Here is a 25,006-nt window from a genome sequence, read left to right on the forward strand (position 1 = left end):
CGAGGAACGGGGATGCATTAGCTCGTTCTACTGACTGCTTCAGCAGGAGCGTCGCAGCCTTGAGTGGCTGGAATAACGGATTCTGCACGGAACTGTGCTGGTTCAACGAGATCCCCCTGGCGCATCAGCCACGAACACTGGCAACTTATTGTTGTCTCGAGTGCCTGGCCGCCAAGTTTATTCCGTCGCTCTTAAAAAAGTCTACAATTTGTGGTTCGGGCCCGTTTATTTTGTGGCTATGTGCGTGCTCCCCTATGCATGCCGCGGCCAGCGCGCCACGGGCTTCGCTAGGGCAACTGGATTGCCGTTTATTTTACTAAGTTACATCAGACCCATAACTGGCCCTCAAGCGTTCAGCCCGTCAAGATTACCAGCCTACGCTTCCTTGCACACGCCAATCTCACGCCTTCTGAATCGGACATCCTGCCCTCGAGGACGGCCCGAAGGACCCCGTCCGGGAGGCAAAGGCTGAACTTCAGCGCATCGGCGATATCGTCTGGCAGGCGCGGCCGGATACTGTGTTGCTCCATGGCGTCAAGCGCCTGTGCCACTTGCGTCCCGCTCCCGCTCTTCATTGTGATCGAAAAGCCGTCACTGCTTGAGATTGACAGCCGCTGCTCCTCCAACCCGGCACCAATGGACGCGCACGCAGCTCCGCCTGCAAAGGCCCAGATGGTAATTCTTCCGGCACCGTCGGTGACGACCGGCATACACTCGCCGTCAACGAAGGTGAGATCCTCCCTTATTTCCTCAATCCTGGCACTCGCCCGGCGGGAGAGTTCGCAGCCTGGCACCGTGCCGGCGACGATCCGTTCGGCTGCTCGCGCAACGGCGCTCGACATCGGACGACCGGAGCCAAGCCACCGTGATCGCCCGCCCTCCGGAGCGGGCAAGACCGCAACGGTACGCCTTCTCCAATCCAAGTCCGTTACACGCCAGCTACGCCCCCCGAGAGACAGGATAACGTCATTTCTCTTCCTCGTGATGCTCGTCGGGTGAACGGAGCCGAGATCATGGGCCCCATGGCGGACAGCCAGGAGCAGTGGCTCGCTGAAAGCAGCCACGAGATCGCTAAAGTGCCGTCGTCCGAACTCACGTTCTCCGGCGAGTCCCAGCCCAAGGACGCCTTTATCTTCAGCCAGGACACCAGTCGCAAGCATATGGTCGAGCACCGCCTGCCGATCCGCAGCCGGTACACAGTCGATCGACGGCCCCAGCCACTCTGCGATATCGCCACGCGCGATCCCCTTCTCCTGGAGGATAAGCGCCATGACCTGCTGGGCGAACAAATGCGCGGGCCGTGGAGGCGGCACGACGGCTTCGACATGGCCCTCCCTCCACAAAGTTACCAATGCGAGGCACGCGAGGAGCTCTTCCTCGTCGGTAGCCAGGAACAAACAGTTTCTGCGGGCTCCGGCACGGCGTCCCGTCCGGCCCATCCGTTGCAGGAAGGAGGCAACGCTCGGCGGAGCACCGACCTGAAAGACCCTGTCCAGGTCACCCACGTCTAGCCCCAGCTCCAAGGTGGACGTCGCGACGATCACGCAGTCAGGCTCAGCCGCGAAGGCCGCCTCGGCCTGGCGGCGCTCGTCGATCGACAAGGATGCGTGGGACACGAACGTGCGAACGCCAGCCGCACGGAGCCCGGCAGCGAGTTCCTCCACACGGTTGCGGCTATCGGCGAAGACGAGACGGCGTTCGCCCCGATGGAGCCTGGAGATGACCATGACGGCATTGCCGACCGAGCCGACATAGTCGACGGTGACATCCCCGTCGGCCACGGGCTTCGTCAGGCCAAGCACCCGCCCCTCTCGCCCTAGGGTCAGCCAGGAGAGCAACTGGGCTGGGTTCCCCACGGTAGCCGTCAAGCCGATCCGCTGCAGCCTCCTCCCATTCAGCCGCTCTAGTCTTGAGAGGAGGAACAAGAGGTGCCATCCGCGGTCGTCCCCGGCGAATGCGTGCAACTCGTCAATGACGACGGCCCGCACGCCACCGAGAAAGTCCACGTGGTCGAGGCGCGCCGAGATCAGCATCGCCTCGAGGGATTCCGGCGTCGTCAGCAGGATCTCTGGCGGGTCAGCCAGCATCCGCTTGCGGGCTGAGGGCCCAATGTCCCCGTGCCAAAGCCCGACCCGCATCCCAAGGAAGCCGGCGTAGCTTTCCAGGCGCGGAGCCAGATTATTCAGAAGCGCCTTGAGCGGGCAAACATAAATGGCCGAAAGCCCTCGCCAGCCCTCGTTGGCGATGCGCGAGATGAGCGGGAAGAACGCAGCTTCCGTTTTCCCGCCTGCGGTCGGAGCCAGAAGGAGAACGTCCTCGCCGGCCATGATCGGTCCAACGGCCTCCCGCTGGGTCAGCCGAAGATCCGGCCATCCCAGGGTACTCACGATGTGATAGCGAAGCGCCGGGTGGAGGGCGTCGAAAGCTTCTGTCACAGTTCTAGCTCGACATCATCCACCGACGATGCCGCGGCTGCAGCACGTTCAGAGGTTGTCATCTCGCGTTCGTCCACGGTCGGCGCGTAGTGCTGGCGTGGATCGAAGTCGGCGAACTGGTCGACGCGATCCAGGACCTCGGTGACGAGCTTGCGAAGGTAGAGCCGCGGCGCCACGCCGGCCTTGCCTCCCAGCCGCCCGGCAATCCCTTTTGCAAGGTCCTGGACGAAGAGGTCGTCCACCACACGAAGAATGCGATCGGCATTTTCGGTGTCATCGGCATAGAGATCGCGTACCTTACGCCCGACCGTCGCGAGCGCCTCCAGATCGAAGCCTGGCAGACGGACCTGGACAGCCCGAGGATTGTCGAATCGAGCGTCGGTCGCAAAGTCAGTGTGAAGCCTCTGGGCGAGCGGAGGCAATCGCTGGACACCCTGGGGGCCATCGAAAAAGGCGGAAGTTCCCGTGACCACGAGATAGAGCCCCGGATACCGCCCTGCGTCGAGCTCGTCCAGCAACTGGCGCAACGCGTTGAGCCCCTTCTCCCGCGTATCGGCCCGCATGCGCTGGAGCGTTTCGGCCTCGTCGAGAACCAGGACAAGCCCTGCTCGACCACTATCCCGCAGTATCGTCAGCAAGCCGCCCAGGAAATGCATCGCTCCGAAGGCATCGAGATCGCCCTTGATTCCGGCCGCTCTCTTCACCGATGCGGCCACGTTGGGCTGCCCTCCGAGCCAGGCAATCAGCCCTTCAGCCAGTGCGGCATCCTCTGCTAGGAGGGCACGGCGGTACGCACGCAAAACGGACGAAAACGCCGGGGCGGTTCGCGCGATCGTGGCAAGCCGGCGCTCCATCACGCCATCCGTTGCCGCGGTCAGGGCCTCCGCATCCTCGGCAGGCACACGTCCGTCGGCGAGCACCTCCTCCTCCAAAGTGTAGAACCAGGCATCGACCGACGATCGCAGTGCTCCATCCGGCGTATCGGACGTCGCAAGTCGCTCCACGAGACGACGATAAACCGTCTCCCATCGGTGCAACGGCGTTTCCGTCTCGCTGACCTGCACCTCGGCCGTCGCAAAGCCCGCCCCTCGCGCACGTTCCTCGAGCCAGCGCGCGGTGAAGGTCTTGCCGGACCCATATTCGCCCCGGATTGCTTTGAATGCGCCCCGGCCGCCGGCCGCGGCCGCGAGATCGGCGTCGACGGCCGACTCGAAGCGCTCCATGCCCACGGCGATCGTGCCCAACCCTTCACGGGGCACGGTCCCGCGCCGCAGGGCATCAAGGATCAAGGCTCTCCGCTGCGGGCTGATCATCGGCGTCCTCCGAGCTCAAACTGCAGGCGAAGGAGTGCCTCGTCGAGAATGACATCGTCCCCGTCGAGGGCGATGACCTGGGCCTGATCGAGGTTGAGAACGCGACGCGCCGCACTGACGAAGCCCCCCAGTCGAACAGCGGCTATCCCGAGGCCCTGGGCCAGGCTCGTCTTGCTCATGCGCCCGCCGCGCCCAGACAGTGCCACGAGCAGCGCCTTGATCTGGTCGTCGGGCGGTGCGCCCCTCCCGGCCAGGCTCCGTTGGGCCAAGTAGTTCTCGCAACCTATGAGCGTGTCGATCCACGTAGGCGCCGAAGGTTGAGGCCGATTTAGGTCTCCACCTGACCCTGGCTGGCCAAAGAGGTCGAACTGGCCGGGCGTGTCGCGCCGCGTGGTCGTCATGGATGGTGCGGGCACAACGGCTGGCCGGACATCCTGGGTGGAACCAAGCCACCAAGAGGGCTCGGACGGCGGTGCGAGAACCCAGCCGGTTGGAGCATCACCCGTCGTCAGCACGGAGACAGGAACGAGGACTTCCTGGGGTGCGACACCACCGTGATACCCTTTCCGCTTGGCTGCGTATCGCAGCCTCTCACTCCAGGCCGCGACAATCGCGGTCCCACCCGCAGGCGACAGGACGCGTCCGCCGGACAGGGCGATCTCGCCGTCGGCAGCTGCTGCACTGCCAACGCGCCATCGATCTCCGGAGCCTCCGGACGCCTGAACCGTGCCGGTGTCGAGAACGTGCCCGTGGTCGCCCGTGATCACCACCGTCCGGCCGGCCTGTCGGGCCGCGTGAAGAAGCGATCCGACCTGGCGGAACTCGTCGGCGGACCAGTTGATGTCGAGCTGGTCACTTCCGGCGAGTTGTGCATCGACGGCGTTATGGACGACGCCAACGATCTTCTGGTGCGTATCGGCGATCGCGCGCCTCACATCTTCGCCCAGCTCGGGACCAGCGCCGAGGTCGGCCTTGTGGAACAGCCTCGGTGGCAGACCACTGCGCGAAACAGCGAGGAGAGGCCCAGATGACGAAAAGCCTGCCCGCTCGGCAGCCTGGTCGCCGCGCCGGAGCGTGCCCGACAGCAGGCTGGCCCGGGAAATCTCGGTGACGGAGGGAATGGCCGCCACGGCGCTGATCGGGGCCCGACTGTTGGTCGGATTTAGTTCCAGCCAGCCAAGCCTAGCCAGCGTCTCACCCAGGGCCCGCCAGACCGGAAAACTCAGCCCATCGAAAACCAGGAGGAGAACAGGAACGTCACGCGCGAGGGGCGCAACAATCGCCTCAAGAACACGTTCCACCGGCCAGGGCGGCCCCTCACCAGTTCCAGCGGATTGGTTCCAATCCTTGAGAAGGATGGCGAACCGCTGGTTCTCAGCTTCGCGCCGCTCGCCGACGGACTGCGAAATCCGGGCATACACGCTCGCCACTTCCGGGAGCGGATCGCCGCTGCGCAAGGCATTCCTTGCGTGGTCGACGAACCCACCATCCACCGCGAATGTAGCTGCAGCTTCAGCAAATCCACGCGCGGGCTCCGCACGCCTCGCCGTAAGCCATGTCACCAGGCGAATGGCCATCGTGGCCCGCGCCAGGCGAGGTGCGTTGTCGCCTGCCCGGTCATGGGCTTGTAGGATCCGCAGGCTGCGCCAGCAGGCCCCGACATCGTCGACGGCTCCTGTCGCCAACGCGTGCTGCAAGATGGCTGCCGCCTGGCGCAATTGTGCTTCGAAACCGGCCTGCAGGACCGGGCTCAAATCGACAGCCTGCTCTGCACGGATCGCAATGAGGATTTCAGTCGCGCGTGTCTCGGCCGATCGCGCGGCGGCCGTGTTGTGCTGCAGCAGTCGGTTGAAGAGGCTTCGTCCGGCCCGCGCCAGGGCAGCTCCTCCCGCAGGCTCGATGGGCACACCACCGACATACGTTTCGAGCCGGACAGCAGCCTCTCGCAGCTCGGGTCGGGCGGGCTGCTCGCCGAAGAGAACACCGCACACGAGGGAGAGCGCGAGAGCTTCGCTTCCCCGTCCCTGGGAAGCCGCGGCAAGAACAAGAGAGGCGGCCGCCCCGCCTTCGACCCCAAGCCGCTGGATAAGGGCCGAACGGACGTCTTGAGGAAGCCGAACGAGACGATCGAGGCCAACCGGTTCGAGCGCCCATTCCATCAGACTAGAGGCATCGCCGCGACCGTCAGGAAGCTCGAGCACGTCGCCGAGCGCCGCACGCCAGGCCGTATCGAGATCCAGCACGCCGCCGGGGGCGGGCTTGTATCCCTCCTTGGGCACGTAGTCGAGAAGGAGGTCGGCGAGCCAGGTCTGAGATGCGAGACGGGGATCCAGTGCGCTCACCTTGAAGAGCGCGCGAAGGGCCGACCAGCGATCCGTATGCTTCAAGCGAGCCCGCGGAAAGCGAGCGATCACGTCACTGGAAAGGGCTGTCTCGTCCAGCGGCGTCAACACGATGACGCCGTCGCTCTCGGCCTCTGCGCGATCGAGATGTTCGCGGATCTCAAGCTCCGAGGCACACCAGGCGACGTGGAAGTTGCAGCCGCCACGCACGATCGCTTCCGGCCAAGCACGCTTCTGGGGCGAACGCATTGCGAGGATGCGCGCCTTCTCGTCCCGCTGCAGAAGATCATCGAGGGCCCGCTCGATCTGGGCGCGGTCGGGCGCCAGCATGGGGCTCATTCGGTCTCTCCAGCATTCATCCGCGTCAGCCGCCAGGACAGTGTCAGCTTCGCCTTCGGATCGGCTTCCATCTGTCGACGTAGTCGGTCGAGCGTGTGGGCAGCTTCCGTTCCTGCCAGAGTGATCTGGTGGCTTTCCTCCACAAGCTCTTCGCCCGGCGGTGGAACCACGGGGCCCGGTGGGTTGGGCGGCAGAGGCAACGGCGGCTCAGGAGGACGTGGCGGTGCAGGTGCCGCTTCGGCCAACAGCGCGGAGGCCCGCCTTTGGACTTCCCGCAGCACGGGCTTGAGCGGGACCGCGTGCTCGTCGGCGTCAAGGGCCTCGACGATCCTGGCACGAAGACCCTCGGCCGCGTTCTTGCGATGATCGGCTAGGCCCGATCCGGTCTCGATGATGGTCCAATCCGCAATGGTCAATGCTTCACGGAGGTCCTGGAGGGTTCCCAAGACACGTGCCACGGCGGCTTCGCTGGTCTCCAGCTGCGCGCGCGCAAGCACTTCGATACGGGTCAACGGTGTGGCCGCCGCCGCAAGGTCTGCGAGGAGACCCTGCGCGGAGCGCAGGGTCGCCAGCCGAGGGGCCGTGAGCGCGACGCCAAAGGCGCTCGCCTTCGCCATGATCTCCTGCAGCACGTTTGACAACAGCAGGCGCTGAGTCCCACTGTTGGTGACGAGAGCAGCCGACAAGGCGGTAAGCGTGGCGCCCTTCCTGACCTCTCCCGGGGCCAGTCCGAACAAAGCTGACGCCCGTTCGCGGGCCTTCGCCCACGTGGCCTCGTCCGGCAGGGGCTCCTCTAGCAGCTCTACCGCATTGTCGATGCGATCGAGGGAGACGCTGGCTGGCGCGCCCCTGAGGCTCGGCGCGCGATCGGCCTGAGCAGCAAAGGCAAGAATGACGAGGTTCTGGACCTTCGTCGGCAGGCCCATGGGCCTAGGCTCGTCAATCCACTGCCTCAGCCTGGCGACGGTCAGCGGCCCCCCTCCCTCGCGGGCATGCATGGTGGCGAAATGGTTCGCCCAGTGATCGCTGAGCTTCAGGTGGGTTTGGCTCATTACCCCGAGATTCAGGGGAACGGCGATTGCGCCGAGAGAACGCCGGTCCGCGTGGTCCTCCACGAAGTGCCGCTGGTCCGGCTCCTGCGCTGCGGCCTCGATCCTCTCGAGCACCCGACGCAAGACGGCATCCTTGACTTCGGTGTCGAAGACCGGGTGTGCTGGGTACTTGTACTCAAACCAGCGGTCGAGCAACTGGCCGACCGCCGCCTTCATGTCCGCACCAACGGGCATCTGGGGTGAAAACGCGCCGTCCAGCGAGACGAGCCGGTCTTCCGGAATCACGGCAGTTCCAATGCACCCGTCGCTATCGTTGCGGATCCCGTAGGCCGCTTCGATGCAGCCGCGAATGCGCTGCCCGAGTGCACTTTGCTGGCTGCGCAGCACGGCGCGGGCCTGCTCGCGGTCGGACGCGGAGAGCATCCGCGCGGCCTCCAGGAGCCGGTCTCCCGAACCCGCCAACAGGAAGTCGATCCGCACGAGCGTCCCGAGGTCCTTGAGGGCTCGGTCGCTCAGATACGAGGGCTGCCAGACGACACCGCCTGACGCGTTCTCGCCATCGAAGTCGCGGGCATGGGCGAGATGCGTCGACGGAGGTCGACCTGCCGGATCGAGCGGTAGACCCAGCACCAGGACGGGTGCCCCGCGCCCGCGCAAGCGATCCTTGCTCAGGTCGGCGACCGCCTCGAAATAGAGATCGACCTCGCGCTTCGTGCCGCGCCACAGATGCTCGTAGCTGACAAAGGGCTGCGCGTTGATGAGCGTACCATCGTCGCGAATACCCAAGGCTTCGAACAGAATCTTTTGCAGCTTGCTTCGGCGCTGGCCGTCATTGTCTGCTTGGGCGGCATTGGCCAGGATGGGCTCGACGTCCACCCCGCTGATTTGCAGTGAGAGGATTGGCGTCTGGTCCTCACTGATGCGAATTTCGCCGACCTGCGAAGCCCATTTCCGCAGCTTCTGGAGGACAAGTCCACCCTCACCGCCGGGCACAGGCGACGTGACGGATCCGTGGTTGAGCGAGGCCAGCCTCGGGGCTGTCAACGCGCGCAGCGCCTCGACCTCGGGAACGAGCGCCGCCAGAAGTAGCGTCTTGAGAAGCCGGGCATCGTTGTCGAAGCGCCGCTTCGCCTGCGCGTCAACCCGCCCGTCCTGCAAATCCTGCCAGCTGACATTATGCTCCCTCTCCAGCAAGGGCAGCAGCTTCAGCGTCCAGAGCTTCTTGGCATTCTCGAACTGTATCAGCATGCCGTCGGAGAACGGCTGGTCGCCCTTCGCGATCTCATCCCAGAGGTCGCCGACGGGGATTAGCGCGCCGAGCCGCAACTCGTCGCGCCGGTTGACGAGCAGCGTCAGCATGAGCTTCAGCGCGGTGCGCTCGCGCTGCAGGACTGACGAAGCCGCGATGAGGGCTTGCACGAGCGCCGGGCTGAACGGATAGGTCTTACGGAAGAGATCCCGCTCACCCTCCGACCCGAGCAGGGTCTCAACAACCTGCTGGCGCGTCCGCATCACCCGGTCGAACTCCGCGTCGATCTCCTGCTTGGCGGTCTCGCTGACGGGCGCGAGCAAGCGTTTCTCGGCGATGACCGGCAGGTTGCGATCCTCGAGAAGCACCTTGTCGAAACGCGCTTCCCAGTATTTCAGAGTGTCGAAGAAGCGCACCTGCAAGGCACCGGCGTGCTGCTGCCCGATGAGTTCGCGCAGGTCGCGCTGGCGCGCCACGAAGGAGATGATCGGAACAGGCCGGCGTGCATCCTGCGCCTCCACCAGCTTGGAGAGCTTCGATCCTTCGTCGTTCACGAAATCGACGTCACCGGCTCGGCTGGCCAGCCACAGGATCAGCTCGTCGAGGAAGAGGACTACGCCATCATAGCCGAGGCGCTGGGCGTGCTGGCTCATGATGGCGAGGCCCGCATCGAGGTCGACAAAGGCCTCGCCCCGGGTCGCTGCGATATCTTGGTAGTTTTGGAAATAGGTGGCAATCAGCGCACCCACGAGGCGCTGGCGCTCCTCGCCTTCAGGCGGCTCCAGGGTGGCGGACTCGAACGAGCCGGCGTCCCACTGGCTCCCGAAATCGCCCCAGCCATCATCGTCCGAACTGGTGCCTGCGTTCAGGTGGGAGAAGAAATCGGCATCCCCCATCTTGCTCCGCAACCCTCGAGCATCCTCGAACAACTTCTCGCCAAGATAGAACCCGGGCGTAGGCGCCTCGGGCCTGACCTTCCGGACATGCGCGGCATAGCCTCCGAGAACGGCACTGGTGACATCCCTCGCTCCGATCATGTGGAACGGGACCATGAGGAACGATTTCCCTCCGAGCCAGACGTCGTGCTTCGTCACGACCCTTGCCAGTTCGGGGACGCCCCGGGCCCTGGCGTTGCCGGCCAGGAGAAGGTTGAGCACGGCCATGAAGTGCGACTTGCCGGCGCCAAACGAGCCATGCAGGTAGCAAGCAGCGCTCTTCGTTCCTTCCACCGCGCCCTGGATAAAGCCGAGCGCTTGGTCGAAAGCCTTCTCGAGCTGCGGCGTGACAACATAGGAGCGGATGGTTTGCTCTGCCCCCTCTTCGGTGACGCCCTCGGAGAGCTTCAGGACGAAGTCGTTGGTCTGAACCCTCTCCGGGATGGTGATGAGGTCCCGCAGAAGCGGACGGTGATCGGCACTCATGAGGCGCTCCTGCGGGCGCGGGTTCGGCGCGGAACCACCGGGGGTGTCCAGGCGCGAAGGTCGGCCAGCGTCAGGCCGTGTCCGCGCGCCTCTTCCTCCACATAGCCTTCAAAGAAATCGCCCATGCGCAGTCCCGTATTTGGATCGATGTCGTTATGCCATTGCTTGAGCCAGGGCACTAGTTCGAGCAGGCCAGCCAGCATGGGCACGAGCCGCTCGGCCGGCCAGCCGTCCTGTTCCTTGCGCTCTACATAGAGGGCGGCCAAGGCCTGTGCGCGGGCGAGGTGATCGAAACCGGCCCAGAGGATGAGAAGGCTGGCATCAGCATCGCGCGAGCACTGGGGGAACGACACGAAGCGCTCCTTGGGGACATCGAGCCCGCCCCGCAATCGCCAGTACACGGCCGACTGGAAGTCCGGCGTGCGATATTTCGGAGGGACAGGGATGTCACCGATCTTCTCGGCCTTGCGTCGCTTCTGCTCCGTCGCGATGGCAGTGTCTGCGGCGCGTCGCACTGAATCAGAGACGTGCCCGGCTGCAAGCCGGGCGGCATAGGCCTCCGCCGTCTCGCCCTCCTGCCGAGGGTTCAGCTTGATCCAGGCGGTGCGCACGTAGTCTTCCCGACGGGCTTCAACCTCGGCGTCAATGGCGTCTTCCGCGCGCTGCTTGTCCCAGGTCGCCTCCCAGTCTGCCCTCTTGCGCAGACCGCTCTCGGAGTAGCGCATGGCCGCGAGGAACGGGACGGACTCGCCCTGGACAAGTTCGGCGACAAGCGACTCTTGGTCGAAGCCGGACCGGCCGACATAGAGTTCGGCGACAGACATGAAGTCGGGATCGCGCTGGGTGGCGTCGGCCAGCGCGCGCGCGGAGACGATGCGGGGGTCTCCCGCCGGCCAGTAGCGCGGATCCTCCAGCCGGTCGAGCAGCCATGTCCGCAGCGCCTCGCGCTCCATGTCCTCCCAGGGCGGCATGGACCAGCGGCGCTTATACTCCGGCCGTTCGATCAGACCGATCGTGGGGTCGCTCTCGATCAGCTCGATGCGGTGTTCAACGACGGCTCGGTAGTCGGGTGTCCAATGCTTTGGCAACTCTGTTTTTGGCGTCGAGCGGTGGCGCTCGAACCATGTCGTCTCAACCTTGCCCTCAACCATTCGGCGGGCCATGACGATCTCAAAAGCACGCTCCCCCAATTGGATTGGCGGAGGATTTCCGTGTTGTGGCGGCGGATCGCATAGCTGGTAAAGACCGTAACACGTCCAGTCGAGCTCCTCCTGAAGCGCAATCATGCGAGACCAACTCGAATCAAAAGAGACCCGAGCTTCGTCCAGGGTGACTCTGGTCGGAACTGACCTACATACGAATGAAGGCAATGCAGCCGAAACGCTTTTCGCGGTGGCGTACAATTGCTCAGCAAGAGCTACATAAGGATCGTCCGGCAACGGGAATTTTTGCAGCCCTGTACCAGTGAATTCATAGAAATCCTCAAAAGGATCTGTCCGTTGCCGCGCTCCTTTGTCATCCACGGTCGACCCCTTGTTGTGAAATATTTGCTTCATCCAAAAGCAAGCGACAGAAGAATTAAGCAGACAAGAAATGGTGTTGTGCTCTTCCTCAGAAGCTCCATTTTTCAACTTAATTACGGGAGCCGATCGATTAAAAACTTTGCCGCCTTTATCAACCACAAAATGATTATGCGTCGCCACGAATGCAAATGCGATTGAAAGCGGCGTTCGTGCACGATCTACGGGAAACTGATGGTAGTCGAACCATGAGCGTCCAACCGATCTGTATGTTCCACCTCCGAAGGTTGAACGACTCCACAACAAGGTTCGTAAAGCCCAAAACCAAGACAGAGAACTTCCTAAATCTAAATTCTTCAATAGTTTTAGTTCTTTATCGTAGGGAAACAATATCGCTTCGTCCCCAGTGTAATTCCAATCCCGAATATCGTCTCCACGTATCTGTAGTTTACAAAGAGTCTCAATTCCATTTCGACGGAAGAAACTTAGCGGCTGAACAAATGCTTCGTCAGCATGGGTGTCTTGATAGAACCCAATCGATGCAATCAGGTTTTTCAAAATCTTTGAGCCGCCTTGCTCGATTGCGGCCTGAACGTCCGACGCACCGCCGCCACCTATGCTCCAAGGGTGGCGCGACAACAGCTTCCTGCTCGTCTCTTCCGTGCTCACGAACTCGCCGTCAGAGCGCTCCAGATCTGTTTGGGCCACAATTGCTGACCATACACGACCGAGAGCTGGAATTTGTGGAGTGGACGGCTCTCCTCGCACACCCCGGACCGTGCGGACCATTGCAGAAACTGGCGCCCGGTTGCGCCCAAGCAAAATAACTGTCGGCGTGCCATGTCCAGGAATGTAAGCGCCTGAGCAGTCGACAACATGCGTCAAGTCAACCGAAGGCATCACTTTCTCTATAAGCTTTTTGCCGAACTCCCGTTTCATGAAGCTGTTGGCGACGATCAGCCCGACGAAGCCCGCAGGTCGACCCTCCCCAGCGTCCTGCGCCAAATCGAAGAAGCGCTCCACGAATGGAGCCCCGAGCCCGTAGGTCCTGTGGCAGCTCTCGTAGATCTCCCGGTAGGCCTCCCGCATTGCCGCATCTTTCGGCGTGATGTAGGGCGGGTTGCCCACTACGGCGTGGTACTGCCGGCCAAGAATCGCGTCGACTGCGTCCGTGTCCTCCGCAGCATAGTGGTGCCGCAGCACGCGCCGGAAGCCTTCCTCAGTGCCCCCGAGTTCACGCTTGGCGAAGTGTCGTCCATGCAGGAGGCTGTCGCCTGTCGCGAGTTGGAACCGGAAATCCGGTGCCGCCGCCAGCCGGGTCTGTCCGGCGGCCTTCAACGCTGCGACGAGCAACCGGAACCGGGCGATCTCCACCGCGAAGGGGTTCAGGTCCACCCCCGCGACCGCATCGAGCGCCTTCTGTGCCTGGGCCGCCGCCGGCATGTCCGGCGCATGACGCCGCCATTCCTCCAGCAATCGCGCGAAGCCGCTAAGCAGGAAGTGCCCCGAGCCGCAGGTCGGGTCGATCATCCGTACCTGCTCGTGCCCGAACTCGCGGAGGGCGGGATCGAGCGTGCGCGATAGGATCCACTCCTCGACGAAGTCCGGCGTCTGCAGCAGCGCGTAGCGCTTGCGTGCATCCTCCGAGAGGTCCTGGTAGAGGTCCCCAAGGAAGCGGGTCCCCCAGTCCGGATCCGTGAAGTCGTGATTTAGCTCGCCCGTCTCCACCGAGCGCTGCCGGAAGAACCCGATCAGGTCGCGCGCGCCGTCGCCCGAGACCGGCAACCGGAACAGTGGATTGTGGGTCGGGTCGAGAAGGCCCTTCAACCCCGGCAAGCGGGCAAGCTCCTCAAAGGCGGCGAGGAGGTATTCCGCGTCGCTGTCCGTCGGGCGCACGCGGAAGTGCTCACGCTGCCGCAGCTGCGCCAGTTCCAGCCGTTCCCCCACGCCAGAGACGATGGGGCGATCGAGCAGGCCGTTGTCCTCGAGGAAGCGCAGGAAAACGAGCGCCAGGATCCAGTGCACGGCCGCCTGATCGACCGCGGCGGAGAAGAACGTCTCGAACGTGTCGGCCGTCCGCTTGGTGTCCCGTGCCTCCTGCCATTCGGCCTGGACGGCCTCCCGAAAGCGCGACCCGGCGTGGTAAGCTCGAAGATCGTCCTCGAGCTTCTTCCGGAAGCGCTTCAAGTCAGCAAGCAGGCGTTGCGCGTCGATCATAATGTGATGATATCCAGAGAATCGGATCGGGAAACGGTAGTCTCGGCATCGCGGTGCGTTTCCGCAATGAACCCAGACCAGCAGGTCATGACTTCAAGCCGCCGAACGGCCGCCGGCGCGGTGAGCGTTCCGCAGCCAGGGCTCCGTCAGGCGCACCCAGTTCGCGCCAGCGATCACCGGCAGCACAGCGCCGTCGATCTCGGGTCGACCCGGCGCCACCTGCGGAACGAGAAGCCACAGGCTGGGAGGCCCGCCCGCCGCCCCTGACGCCTGCGACATTTCGACGAGTGACGTCATCAAGTCATACCGGGCCAGCAGGCCGGGTCGAACCAGCAGCACCGGCTCACGGAGAGACAGGATGTTTTGGGTCACCTTCGGCACAGCCTCGGCCGCCAGGCGGCGCAGCCTCCGGAAATCTGGACTGTTCGGTGCCGCCGCGTCCGCCATCAGGGCCTTGGGCCAAGCGACCCGCCGCTCTTCCGCGTGCGTTCGCATCGCCCGAAGCATGAGGCGCTCCAGGCTCATCACCTGCCGGGGAAAACGGCACAACAGTTCCGCCTCGGCCTCGCGGGCGTAGCGGGGATCCACCGTCAGGGCCAGGAACAGGCCCTTGTCGGCCGCATAGGCGATCTTGTCCTCGATCGACCGTGCGGCTAGCACCTCCGGTGTTGCCTCCTGCGGAGGCGCAACCGTGGCATAGCGCATGAACGTTGCACTGCCGGTGCCTGTGTCGGGAATAGACTTGCTGTAGTAGCCCGCCGGATCGGCCGGTGGCCCGCGCCACTCAACCTCCGTTCCCGCCTCGGCAAGGAGCGCATCGAGGGCCGGACGATCGGGCAGGCTTTCCGCGTCGGGGAAGCGACCACGAACACGGGCCCGCAAGGCATCCACACCAAGGCCCCTGATGCCGGCCAGCGTGCTTGCGCTAAGCCTGAGCGCCTGGAGTGCCACGAGTCCACGGGGATAGATCTCGCCGAGGGCGGACAACGACGCGCCCTTCGAGGCCGCAATGGCAATGCCGAGACGCCGATCGGCGGCCAGTTCGCGCGCTCCCGAGGGCACTGGGACCAGGCCAAGTTCGTCCTCGACACGTCCGGGGCTGGGCAGCGGCAGCTCCGCAACGAGGCGATCGGCGGCGCGGGCGAGGCGCCGTACATACTCGGCATCGTCCGCCGAACCTGCCAGCAGGACCGCGCTTCCTGCGTCCTCAGTGGCAAAGGCCGCGAAGCGCGGTTGGGTCACGGATGCCTCGAGCTCGGCGGCGGCCCGGATTGTAGCCCGTGCGCGGCGCATCCGCTCTGTGGCCTCTTCCCTGACCGAGCCACGGGAGGCCAGAAGCTTCTGGGCCATCTCGTCGACCGTCGCCACCCCCCCGGCAGCGACCAGCAGGGTGTCGATCTCCGCGCGGACGGCGTTCAACTCCGCGCTCTTGTGCCAGCGCTCTCGCGCTCCAGTGAGTGCGTCGGCTACCGCGCTGCGCGATGTGCCGACATCCGCGGCGACCTGCCCCACCGAGGGCCATGCCGCCGCGTCCTCGTCGATGCCAAGATAGTAGGCGAGGACACGATCCTCTGGTTTTTCGTCGCCGGCCGGGCGGCGCGGCAGGAGTTGGTCCGCGAGACGATCGAGCGTGGCGCGCCCGCTATCCTCCTCAGTGATCCCCCCTGGGACGAGGTCGGGCCGGAGCGCGGCAAGGCGCTTTGCCCGCTCCCGGATCTCCCGCCGAATGCGGTCGCCGACCCCCTTCAGATAGCGGAACTGCAGGCGGGGAACGGCGAGGAGCTGGTGGACGGTATGGATGCCCATCCGATCCAGAACCGCGAGCGCTTCCACGCCGTAGCCGACGTCCACGATCCGGCTCGCCCGATCGAGCCGTGGAGCGATCACCTCGATGCTGTCGACCCGCTCCGCCGCGCGATCCATTGGTTCGAAGGCGAGGCGCCAGGCGCGGAGCATCTCCTCGGCATTGCCGAAGCGCTCGGTAGAATCCCTGCGCAGGGCGCGGCGGAAGAAAGTTTCCAGCCCGTCGCGGAGGGCCGGGTCGAACCGATCAGCCGCGACGATCACCTCGTCATCCGTCAGACGGGGATCGCTGAGGCCGTCGCCAAATCCGGGCGGGGTCCCGACGAGCATCTCGTACAACGTGACGGCGACGGCATAGCGCTCGGCATGCAGATCCCACCGAGGCGGGCGGCGATCGATCAGGAACGGGTCGAGATAGGGCTTCGTCCCCGCATTAATGTTTTCGAGCGGCGCTCGTGACAGCGAGAAGTCGAACAGAACGAGCCGATAGGCTCCGCTTCCGGCGGCGCGGGCGATGCCAATATTGTCGGGCTTCACGTCGCGGTGGGCGATGCCCTCCTGCTCGAGATACTCGGTTGCGGACAGAAGCTGCTCGCCGAAGCGGCGCATGAGGTCCAGCGAGAGGGTGTCACCACCGCGTATCCACTGGCTCAGCGTCTTCGGGCCTGCACGCTCCATGAGAAAGGCAGGCCTGCCCCCGACGGCAGCGTCTCCGACGAAGCACACGATGTTGGGATGGCGCAGGGGCCGCAGGATGTCGGCTTCGGCCCTGATCCTGTCGGCGTGGGCGTCGTCAAGAGCGACCTTCAGGACGAGCTCGTCGCCCGTTGGCTTCCGCTCAACCAGGAAGGCATAGGCGGTCCCCCCCTGACCGAGTCGCTGCTTGACAACCAGGTCGCCTTCGAAGAGATCGCCTGCCGCGGCAGTTGCAGGGTCGGTTGCGAACGTCGGGGTAGGCTCCTGGGGGCCAGCTTCCTTCTCCGCCTCGGCGAGGTAGTCGAGGAACTCGCGCGCGTCGCGGGGACGATCACGAACAATCGGTGCCGTTGACGCGCGGACCATTTCCTCGAGCCAGCGCCCGGCGCCGTTCATCACGGACGACAATAGGAGACCTTTGCCATCGCGCAACTTGGCCGGCAGTTCCAGCGCGTCATTTGCCGGAGCGCGGCCGGTGAGGATGTGGAACGCGATGGCGCCGAGCGAGAAGACGTCGACCTGCGCCGCACCAGTCTCTCCGGCCGCCGAAGCCTCGGGGGCGAGGTACACCCGCGAGGGATTGCCGAGATGCTCCTCGACATGCTGGGTTCCGGCCGTCATCAAGGCTCCGGTGGTGCTGCTCTCCGCGCGACTGGCAACCTGCCAGTTTGTGATCTGCAGGCGGGGCGAAGCGGTCTCGGAATCGCGGACCAGGATGCTCTGGGGCGCAAGTCCCCGGTGGTAGACTCGCTTGCCATGCGCATAGGCCATCGCCTCGCCCAGCTGACGCACCATTGCCAGCCGCTCAACCAGGGAAAGATCCGCGAGGCGCTGCGTTAGAAACCGGTCGAGCCGAACGGCCTCGAGCGTGTGCTCGAAGACGAGTGCCGGCCCAAGCTCGGTTTCGCGATAATCCAGAACCCGCTGGATGCCGCCATGCTCGAGGCCTTCCAGGACGCGGGATTCGCGCTGCGCCGTCCTCGCCAGTCGGTCACGGGCTTCCGGTGTCGTTGCCCGTGCGTAGGGGTAGATGCGGATGCGGCGCTTGACCCCTGTCGCGGCATGCCGCGCTGAGAAATCTTGCCAATTGTCTCCTTCGCCAAGGAGCTGCTCCAGTTCATAGTCCCCTATGCGCTTTCCCCGACTGGGCGTGCGCACGCCGGCCTGCTCCAGGGCCCGGGCGATCTGCCGTGAGGCCGCCGCATCCAGTACTCCCCTTCGCCCGAAACCGATCTCGTCGCCGCGCGTGAGCGCCCCGATGACGCCTGTGTCGTCGGGCTGTCCGGGGGATCCCTTGAGGAACACGCGCTTCGCGGTGCCTACATCCAGCGACGGGGGACGGTCGACACCTGATAGGAAGATCAGCGGCTCGACCCAGGGCACGAGCCGCGGTCCACTGCGTCCGCTGACTGCATCCTGCCGCCGCAGCACCGTCGCCAGGCGCTTCGCCTTCCTGTTCGCGAGCGGAAGTGGATTGTCGATCGAGACCGCGCGTCCTTCAGTCTGCCACGTCCATGTATGGGCATCGCCCCGCACCGTTCCCGGTCGTGACTTCACCTCGACCAGAATCAGGCACGATGGCGTGAGGACGAGCGCATCGATCTCGTTCACCCGTCCTTCGTCGTCGATGAACTCGAAATTCGACCATGTGCGCCAAGGCTCATGGTCAGGCAGGTGCTCACGGAGAAAGTCCAGCGCCTCCCTCTCCCACTCGAAGGAGGACTGGCTGATGGCGGTCCAGCGGGGGGGCTTCATGTATCCAGACGTTTCCCTACATTCTCTGAGTTCATTTTACCCAACACTCTGATGGAGCGGATGACCTGTTTAGGCCCCGCGAACATCCATACAGCCGTCCCATCAACCGCCCTTCAAGGGCGGCTGTCGTCGACAGCTGCTCCGATCTGCCGAATTCAATGCGTTGCTCCTCTTAATGATCTTCACGAAGGTGGTGCAACATAGGGCGGTGTTGATCATCGCAGCTTCTTTCGGCAGGCAAGTCTCTCTGTCAACGGACTTCTGTGAAGGCTATTAGGATCGGATAAACATTCGTACAGTTAATTGCACGAGGCCTAGACAGCATGGTGGCGAGGTGTAGTGACGTCACTTGCCTTTTTCTCACGTGCCCCACTCGCCGACAAGAACGTATAAGTGGGCGTACCTTATACCACTCTGGGCTTCTTTCCAGTGGTACACAATGGTGGTACACACCTCTCAGGAAACTTGAATGTAAGTTGTTGAAATTGCAGGGCCGCGGCCAGAGGGCACGATCCTCCCCTCGGCTCCACCAAGTTTTAAGCCAACTGCCTCAATGGCTTAACCTGTCTCCTTCTCTCCCTATCAAAGTCTCCGAAAACGCAGCTGTCACACTCGTGTCACAGCGGAGACAATTTATGGCGTCTATACGTAAGAGAGGGACCCGTTGGCAGGTCCAAATCCGGCGCAAAGGCGAAGGGCTTCTCTCTCGGTCATTTCCCAACCGCAAAGCTGCAGAGACTTGGGCGAGAGCCATCGAAGCGGAGGCAGATTGCAAAGGCCTTCCGCCGAACCGGAAAGTTCTCAACAGTTTGAGGCTGGCGAATTTGGTGATGCTCCCAGATCCTGTGCTCGCCAGTCGGACAATCTCAATCCCACTGGTTGCATCAACAGAGGCTGAAAAGATCCGACGCTCTCCGGCACGTCGAAGCGATTGGCCTTTTGATATTCAGGAGGCCATAGACGAACTCTGGCTATTGGCGGTTGCCAATCTCAACAGAGTGCAGCAGTGCGATAAAGAGGCGGCAACACAGTCGTCCTTGCTAGGCGCGGCCATGATATCTTTCGCATTCCGCTCGCAGTTGGATTCTGGCTTGAGAAGGACCATGGTGTAAGTGGCCTATTTAAGCGCCTGTCGAGCTTTGCAGAGGAGTACCATGCCTCAAAAGCTGAGAACGAGGGCAAAGATATTATCGAGTTGGCCTTGCTTTCAGTGTCGGAGGCTCTGAGCAAAAGAGCTATCGCTCAGATCTCTACTCAAACCATTCTTAATGGCATCCAGAGCATCGCCGCTCAGGAAGATTGTGCCGAAGAGGTATCTGATCTGAACACGCATCGTGTTGGCAAACTGATCTCTAGGCTTGGATTTAAGAAAGGTGCGGGGCACGGCAAACAACGATCTTGGCTGATTTCGAAGGGAGACTTGGTGAACGCGGCAAGAGCCCGAGGTGTCAAGCTCTACGATCGGTCCGTTGATACGGACTATTGGGGTCTGTCCACTGATTTAGATAGTAGAGACTCTTGTAGCTCCATCGCATCCAAGAGCGACTTCATGTCCTTCTAGCTCTTATAAATTTCAGCGTGGGACAGAGATAACCCCTGTCTCACGCAATGCTCGCAGCTCTCTAGCTTAATGTCCGAAAAGTCCAAAGTGTCCAATCCTTTCGATGTCTCCGCACGACCTCAAATTTCTATGAGAAAATCTCGAGGTGGCATTCACAGAAAGAGCCTACCCCCCACTCCCCCCGGTACCCCATCCCATAGGGGTATCTGACAAACTCTCAGTGAAATCGGCGGACACAAGCTAGATAAAGGTAGACTGCCTTAGAAAGGCAGAAGGTACTATTTCAATTTACCCTTATTTTACAATTGCGTCGTCTAAAGCCGGCTTTGAATTGCATACCCCAACTTCACCTCGACTTATACCTAACCTCTAGCCGAATGGCTTATCGGCCGCACGCATTGCTTCTTCTGCTTCTGAAGGAGCAAGATCAAGGAGGCGCTCGAAAACATTGAGCGAACGGTCGCGAATGCCTGAGGAGCGATGTAAGGCTAGTACGATTGGTGTCAGATCCCTTGCTAAGTGTGGTCCACGTCCCCGCCGATCTGAAAGCGACGAACCAAAAGCCTCTACTGTTTGTTCAATGAAGTTCAGCAGCGTTTCTTCGAACTCTCCATCAAACATCAGCTGATTTAGACGCCGAGGAGTCCAATGTTCATCAACCTCTGCCAAGATCGCACGGTTCTTCGACATGGCTGTGAGCAACTCAAGTGAGTTTTGGTCGTGTGCAAACTGCTCAACTCGGGAAAAGATGTTCGCTATCGCAGTCGCAGCGGGGCCAGATGCATTCGGAATAGCAGCGAGCAACAAGCTATGGCTACGCTGCCTATAATCCTCATTCTGGTGATCCCATATCTCAACTGCCGAGTTCACCACGCCAGCAAGGAAGGACAATGAATGCTCATCAGAGATATTTTTGAATGAGGTTCTTACTTGCTCAGAAGTATCAGTGTCCTCTGGTCTCAGTATATAACGAACAAAGGCTATTTCACCCGCAGCCAGCGAGCCAAAGGTCCAAGAACTTTCTCTTAATGAGCGCAGTATGTATGAAAACTGATCGTCATCAAACACTCGAACAGTCGCTGCTATGAGATGGGCACCATCCGTGCTCAAGAGCAACTCTGGATACCGTTCGAACAGCGACATCATGAGCCTGGATGCTCGGGCTGGATCTGCTGCTCGCAGGCTTGCGAGTCGCCAAGTTAACGCATCCCAAACACCAGGATCTTCATCGCGATAGAGATGCGTTTCGAGGAGATCGAGCCAGCGCTCAATAGCTGGAGGCTTCCTGGCCAGGAGCCCAATTGTAATTGCGTCTAGAATAGGAAAGTTGCCACCCGGTAGCGCCTTGCTACGGAACTGCTCATAGATGACTGATCTTTTATCAGAGTCCTTTGGTTGGTGGCTGGCTGAAAAAGCTCGTGAATGACGATTGGGCTCCGGATCAATCCATGGCTGTAGCCAGGAAGATAGTATGTCAATCCACTCGTCATCAAGTCCGCCAGCGCGCGGTGCAATCCTTTCAAGTGCCCAAGCAATATCGCGTTGGAAGTCAGGTGCCGTTCCACCATAAGGTGCTAGAGCCCTTAAGATACCGATGACCTTCTGCGGGTCACAAGTTTCAATCTGGGCCAGCTCGCGCAGCACGACGCCAATCGAGTGAATGTGTGTTCGCGGCGACAACTGCTCCAATATAGTCGTCACTCGGCTCGGATCTTTCTTCGCAAGCTCTGCTAAGGCGCTAGCTGCTTGCCTACTACCTCCTACCAGCGGCCGTGATGGATCGGGATGACCATCCGTGTCGTCAGGCAACTCATTAAATAAATTAAGGATATCGGCATCAGAGGCACGTGCCATCGCATCAGCAGACATTGGACTTCCAACATAGCCACTGTACGACTGCAGCTTGAAGGCATCTTCGGGATCTTGGATAGCGCGCTGTTCCTCCGCAATGAACCTAGAAAGCGAAGACCAGCGCTTCTCTATAGGAATCTGTGAAAGGAGTCTCAGCCGTGCGGCTCTGTTCCGTCGCAGAACGTCACGTCTGGTACTGGCGCTGCTGAAGTCAGTGACGTCGCGTAAGTTCCAATTCTTTATTGTAATTGCGAGTGAACGGAGGCTGTCTTGGTCTGCGTGCTTTGCAACTGAAAGCACCAAGAGCACTGTCTCCGCCAGTTCGTCGTTGTAAGTCCCCAGGGCGAGGCGGCGCGGGTCCTCCAGCACAAACTTCAATGCCTCAGATGGCCTGTGCTTAGCGAGAGCCGAGAATCCGAATGCGATTAGACGCTGAATGAGATCTGAGTCAGTGTTTTGATAGTGCGATACAAGCTTCAGAAACTCATCCGGCGAAGACTGCGCTAGCGCTTGCAGGCCGACCCTAGTTCCCTCAACCAAGTAAGCAGAAAAGTATGGCTTACTCGGATCGATGTTACTCTCATCGTCGTCAACCTCAGAAAGGGTCGGTGTTTTGTTTCTAAATCTCATCCTCTGGATTCGCAGAGATGTAGAAGCATCTACCCCGACCTGAGCCCAAATAGGCAGCAAGACTTCAAGGTACGGCTTTGGATCTGCCTCGATCAGGTCAGCAATACCGTGGAAGCTATGTTCAGAGGTCAGGAGATTAGAAAGGTTATAATCTACTTTCTGGTTTCGCTCCTGCTCGAACTGCCGGATGGCGCGTACGATATCTCTGTGGTCATCGGGCGCACTCTCATCCGTATCAGTGTCATCATTTTCAATCGAGAGATCGGTTTCGTCGGGTTCATCAATGATGTCTAGGTCTTCAACCTCAATGATGATGTCATCATCGAAATCGGCGTCTTTTGTCTCAATGCCAGCCTCTTCTCTAGCCTCAGCAGCTTTATGGTGGGCAACCTGAACCAAGCGGTTCAAGATAATTTCGAGAAGGTGCGCCGCGACGTCGTGCTCACCGCGCTTGGATCTTTCTCTGAGGACGCCTACGACGGTCCAGTCGGCTGTTTGAACTCGACTAACAACCCGAGTGAAGATTGTGTCGGCTTCGGCAGGCCAACCCTTGAGCTTCTCTAAGATCCATAGAGACGGATTGTCGAACTCGCCTCGAGTACTCCAAGCATCCATAACTATCATTAGAACGTCGTTCGGCGCGAACTCTCCCGCAGAAGCAAGGATGGTCCACACGGGCCATGCTTCTGGAGTGTCTTTCGTTGCAAGCTCACTTATATTCTTGCGAATTTTCGGCCACCATTCCTTGCGAGCCACCAGCATTCGCAGAGCTCGCTCACGAAGGGGACGATCATTCCCGCTCAAGGTGCCTAGTACTATTGCTAGTTCAGAGGATGTGGGCTTCTCGGAAGCCGCAGAAAACTCAACAAGCAAGTGTTGCGAGTGGCGACGAAGTCCTTGCCATTCCCATAGCTCTAAGAGTTCCCTATTAAATCTTTCTTCATTTGCTTCCCGGAGAAAGTTCAGAGTCGAGATCGTGTCGGGCCGACCGAGAAGAGATTGCTGAAGATTACTAACTGTCTCTACAAGTGTGCTACCTCCTGTAATGAGGTGCCGCCCACGTATTGTGCTTAGCCAGCTCTGATGACGAAACATCAACTTACGCTGGTCCTCGGTTTTTGACAAAACGCCCGCTTCGCACAGCACTTTTGATGCGGATTGTTCAGGCGCGGGTAGCTCTTCAAGGGGAATTTGGTAGTTACCGGAGACGGTGATCTTATCTGCGATTTTGTTGACTGTTTCTAAGATGGGAAGGTTGCCGTACTGGCGAGACAGATAGTTCAGCCTGCCGTCTTGAATCATTGACCAGCTGATTGCCCCCGGTGACGATCCCGTTTCACGGCAGAGTGAAACATAATCCGATAGAGCTTGGGGTATGCCCAAGGTTTCTTGGAGTTCGACAGGCACCGCAGATGCTTCGATCCCTAGAGCTTCCAGCAGCTTCGCTACCTCACTCCAAGGAACCGGCTCTAATCTGATGATTTGGATCTCATCTGCCGGAAGGGCAGTCCTGAACCGTGCATCATGCTGAAATTCAAAGGGCCTTACCGATGCACAGATCTTTACACCTGGCGCGGTCCTTACGCGATTGATCAGATCTGCAATGGCTCTCAATCGCCCACCGCTGCCGTCCATAGAAGCAGAAACAGCATCTAGCTGGTCAACAAATAATAAGGTCCCGCTCAGCTTACCGTGAGCAATAATCTCTGGAACCAGCCCGTCTGGGACTGAGTACACATCCGATAGATCCCGCAGTGAGTTTGTAGAACTTGGGAGAAAATCAGCTTTGATACCAAAGACTGTGTTTCCTTTCGCACGCTCGGCATGAGCGAGTCGGGCAAGCAAAGCAGACTTACCGATCCCTGGAGGCCCAAGCACAACGATTACTTTAGCGTCCGAGGAGGCTAACTCATGCGCAACTTTTTCTAACTCCACTCGATTGAGCCAAAATCCCTCGATTGTTGACGGATATTTTAGCAAATCGAACGATGCTTGAGCGAGTTCATCAGCGGAGTGGGTAGCCTCTGTATTAGAATTGGTCCCTATAGTGCGAGATTTGTTCGTCAACAGCTCGTTCAGGTCAGAATTGACGAGGTTCGATAAATCACCATTCATAACAACAAGGTATGTTGCCTGGATGTTGGTTGAACCCTCGCCCCCAACCTGTGTTTGACTAATCTTTCTGCCGCGGAGCCGTTTGATCCACTCGACCAATCTGAACATTTTTAGAGTGAGCCCCGCTCTTTTGGGTTTGTCGGATGGAATCGTCTCCAGAACTACTCTTCGAGAAGAATTTTGTCAGCAACCAGCCGACTAACAGTGCGCCAACTCCACTGAACAGCCATTCCTTGTTCTTCCATATCCAAGTCCAGATCTCTTCCACTTCAGGCTCCAAAACGAAATGCAACGTTGTCCATAGAAACGGCTCTGCCAGTTCGCCATAGCGATGATCATTACAGCGATAGCAAGCCGCTATGACTAGGTGAGCGCGTCGTCAACAATCTTGTCACATCGGGGTCACACCAGATGATAATCAAAACAGGTTTGCACAGCTCAGCTAAAAATTCGTAAGCTGCGTAAGCAGTTGTTGTTTCTAGATTTTTTGCAGGGAGCGGAGCGACGGGATGGGAGAGCGCTGCAATCGCACTGCAGAGGTCAGGGGTTCGAATCCCCTCAGCTCCACCAAGTCTTCCGAGACATAAAGTCCTCCTTTCGGATCAGCAACATAGCTGATCCCGCCCGGCAGCTGCGTACCCACGCGCGTACCCGCAGTCCGTAGCCCATGGCGCTCCGGACTGCGCGTCGTTGCATTTCTCGGGGAG

General features: G+C 60.9%; 7 protein-coding genes and 1 tRNA gene. 1 reads left to right on the forward strand and 7 read right to left on the reverse strand.

The window, feature by feature from the left end:
- Window positions 1-353: 353 nt before the first annotated feature.
- The 7 genes from E4K09_RS27260 to E4K09_RS27290 form a co-directional block, all read right to left on the reverse strand.
- On the reverse strand, window positions 354-2,435 hold the full coding sequence (locus E4K09_RS27260) for a DEAD/DEAH box helicase (protein ID WP_134500747.1): 2,082 nt from the start codon (window positions 2,433-2,435) through the stop codon (window positions 354-356).
- Window positions 2,432-3,748 carry a BREX system ATP-binding protein BrxD gene (brxD, locus tag E4K09_RS27265; RefSeq protein ID WP_134500748.1) on the reverse strand — a complete coding sequence of 439 codons (1,317 nt, stop codon included), beginning with the start codon at window positions 3,746-3,748 and terminating at the stop codon, window positions 2,432-2,434. The genes E4K09_RS27260 and brxD overlap by 4 nt, the downstream gene beginning before the upstream one ends.
- On the reverse strand, window positions 3,745-6,429 hold the full coding sequence (pglZ, locus tag E4K09_RS27270) for a BREX-2 system phosphatase PglZ (protein WP_134500749.1): 2,685 nt from the start codon (window positions 6,427-6,429) through the stop codon (window positions 3,745-3,747). The genes brxD and pglZ overlap by 4 nt, the downstream gene beginning before the upstream one ends.
- A complete protein-coding gene (locus E4K09_RS27275; protein ID WP_134500750.1) occupies window positions 6,426-10,151 on the reverse strand; it encodes a BREX-2 system ATPase PglY family protein in 3,726 nt (1,241 codons plus the stop codon). Before E4K09_RS27275 ends, pglZ begins: the two co-directional genes overlap by 4 nt.
- The gene (pglX, locus tag E4K09_RS27280) at window positions 10,148-13,888 is read right to left on the reverse strand and encodes a BREX-2 system adenine-specific DNA-methyltransferase PglX (RefSeq protein WP_134500751.1); all 3,741 of its coding nucleotides are present in this window, start codon (window positions 13,886-13,888) and stop codon (window positions 10,148-10,150) included. The genes E4K09_RS27275 and pglX overlap by 4 nt, the downstream gene beginning before the upstream one ends.
- 93 nt (window positions 13,889-13,981) lie before the next feature.
- Window positions 13,982-18,142, reverse strand: coding sequence for a BREX system serine/threonine kinase PglW (gene pglW / locus E4K09_RS27285; protein ID WP_134500752.1), 4,161 nt, complete (start codon window positions 18,140-18,142; stop codon window positions 13,982-13,984).
- A 1,930-nt stretch (window positions 18,143-20,072) separates the two neighbouring features.
- The gene (locus tag E4K09_RS27290) at window positions 20,073-24,398 is read right to left on the reverse strand and encodes an ATP-binding protein (RefSeq protein ID WP_134500753.1); all 4,326 of its coding nucleotides are present in this window, start codon (window positions 24,396-24,398) and stop codon (window positions 20,073-20,075) included.
- A gap of 394 nt (window positions 24,399-24,792) precedes the next feature.
- Between E4K09_RS27290 and E4K09_RS27300 the strand changes: the two genes are divergently transcribed.
- A tRNA-Ala gene (locus E4K09_RS27300) sits at window positions 24,793-24,869 on the forward strand.
- Window positions 24,870-25,006: the final 137 nt, after the last annotated feature.

This window comes from Microvirga pakistanensis (assembly GCF_004458765.1).
In the GTDB taxonomy this organism is placed as follows: Bacteria; Pseudomonadota; Alphaproteobacteria; order Rhizobiales; family Beijerinckiaceae; genus Microvirga; species Microvirga pakistanensis.

Coding starts and splice junctions, on each gene's coding strand:
- pglX (WP_134500751.1), bottom strand. CDS start 13,888: ATGATCGACGCGCAACGCCTGCTTGCTGACTTGAAGCGCTTCCGGAAG.
- pglZ (WP_134500749.1), bottom strand. CDS start 6,429: ATGAGCCCCATGCTGGCGCCCGACCGCGCCCAGATCGAGCGGGCCCTC.
- brxD (WP_134500748.1), bottom strand. CDS start 3,748: ATGATCAGCCCGCAGCGGAGAGCCTTGATCCTTGATGCCCTGCGGCGC.
- pglW (WP_134500752.1), bottom strand. CDS start 18,142: ATGAAGCCCCCCCGCTGGACCGCCATCAGCCAGTCCTCCTTCGAGTGG.
- E4K09_RS27275 (WP_134500750.1), bottom strand. CDS start 10,151: ATGAGTGCCGATCACCGTCCGCTTCTGCGGGACCTCATCACCATCCCG.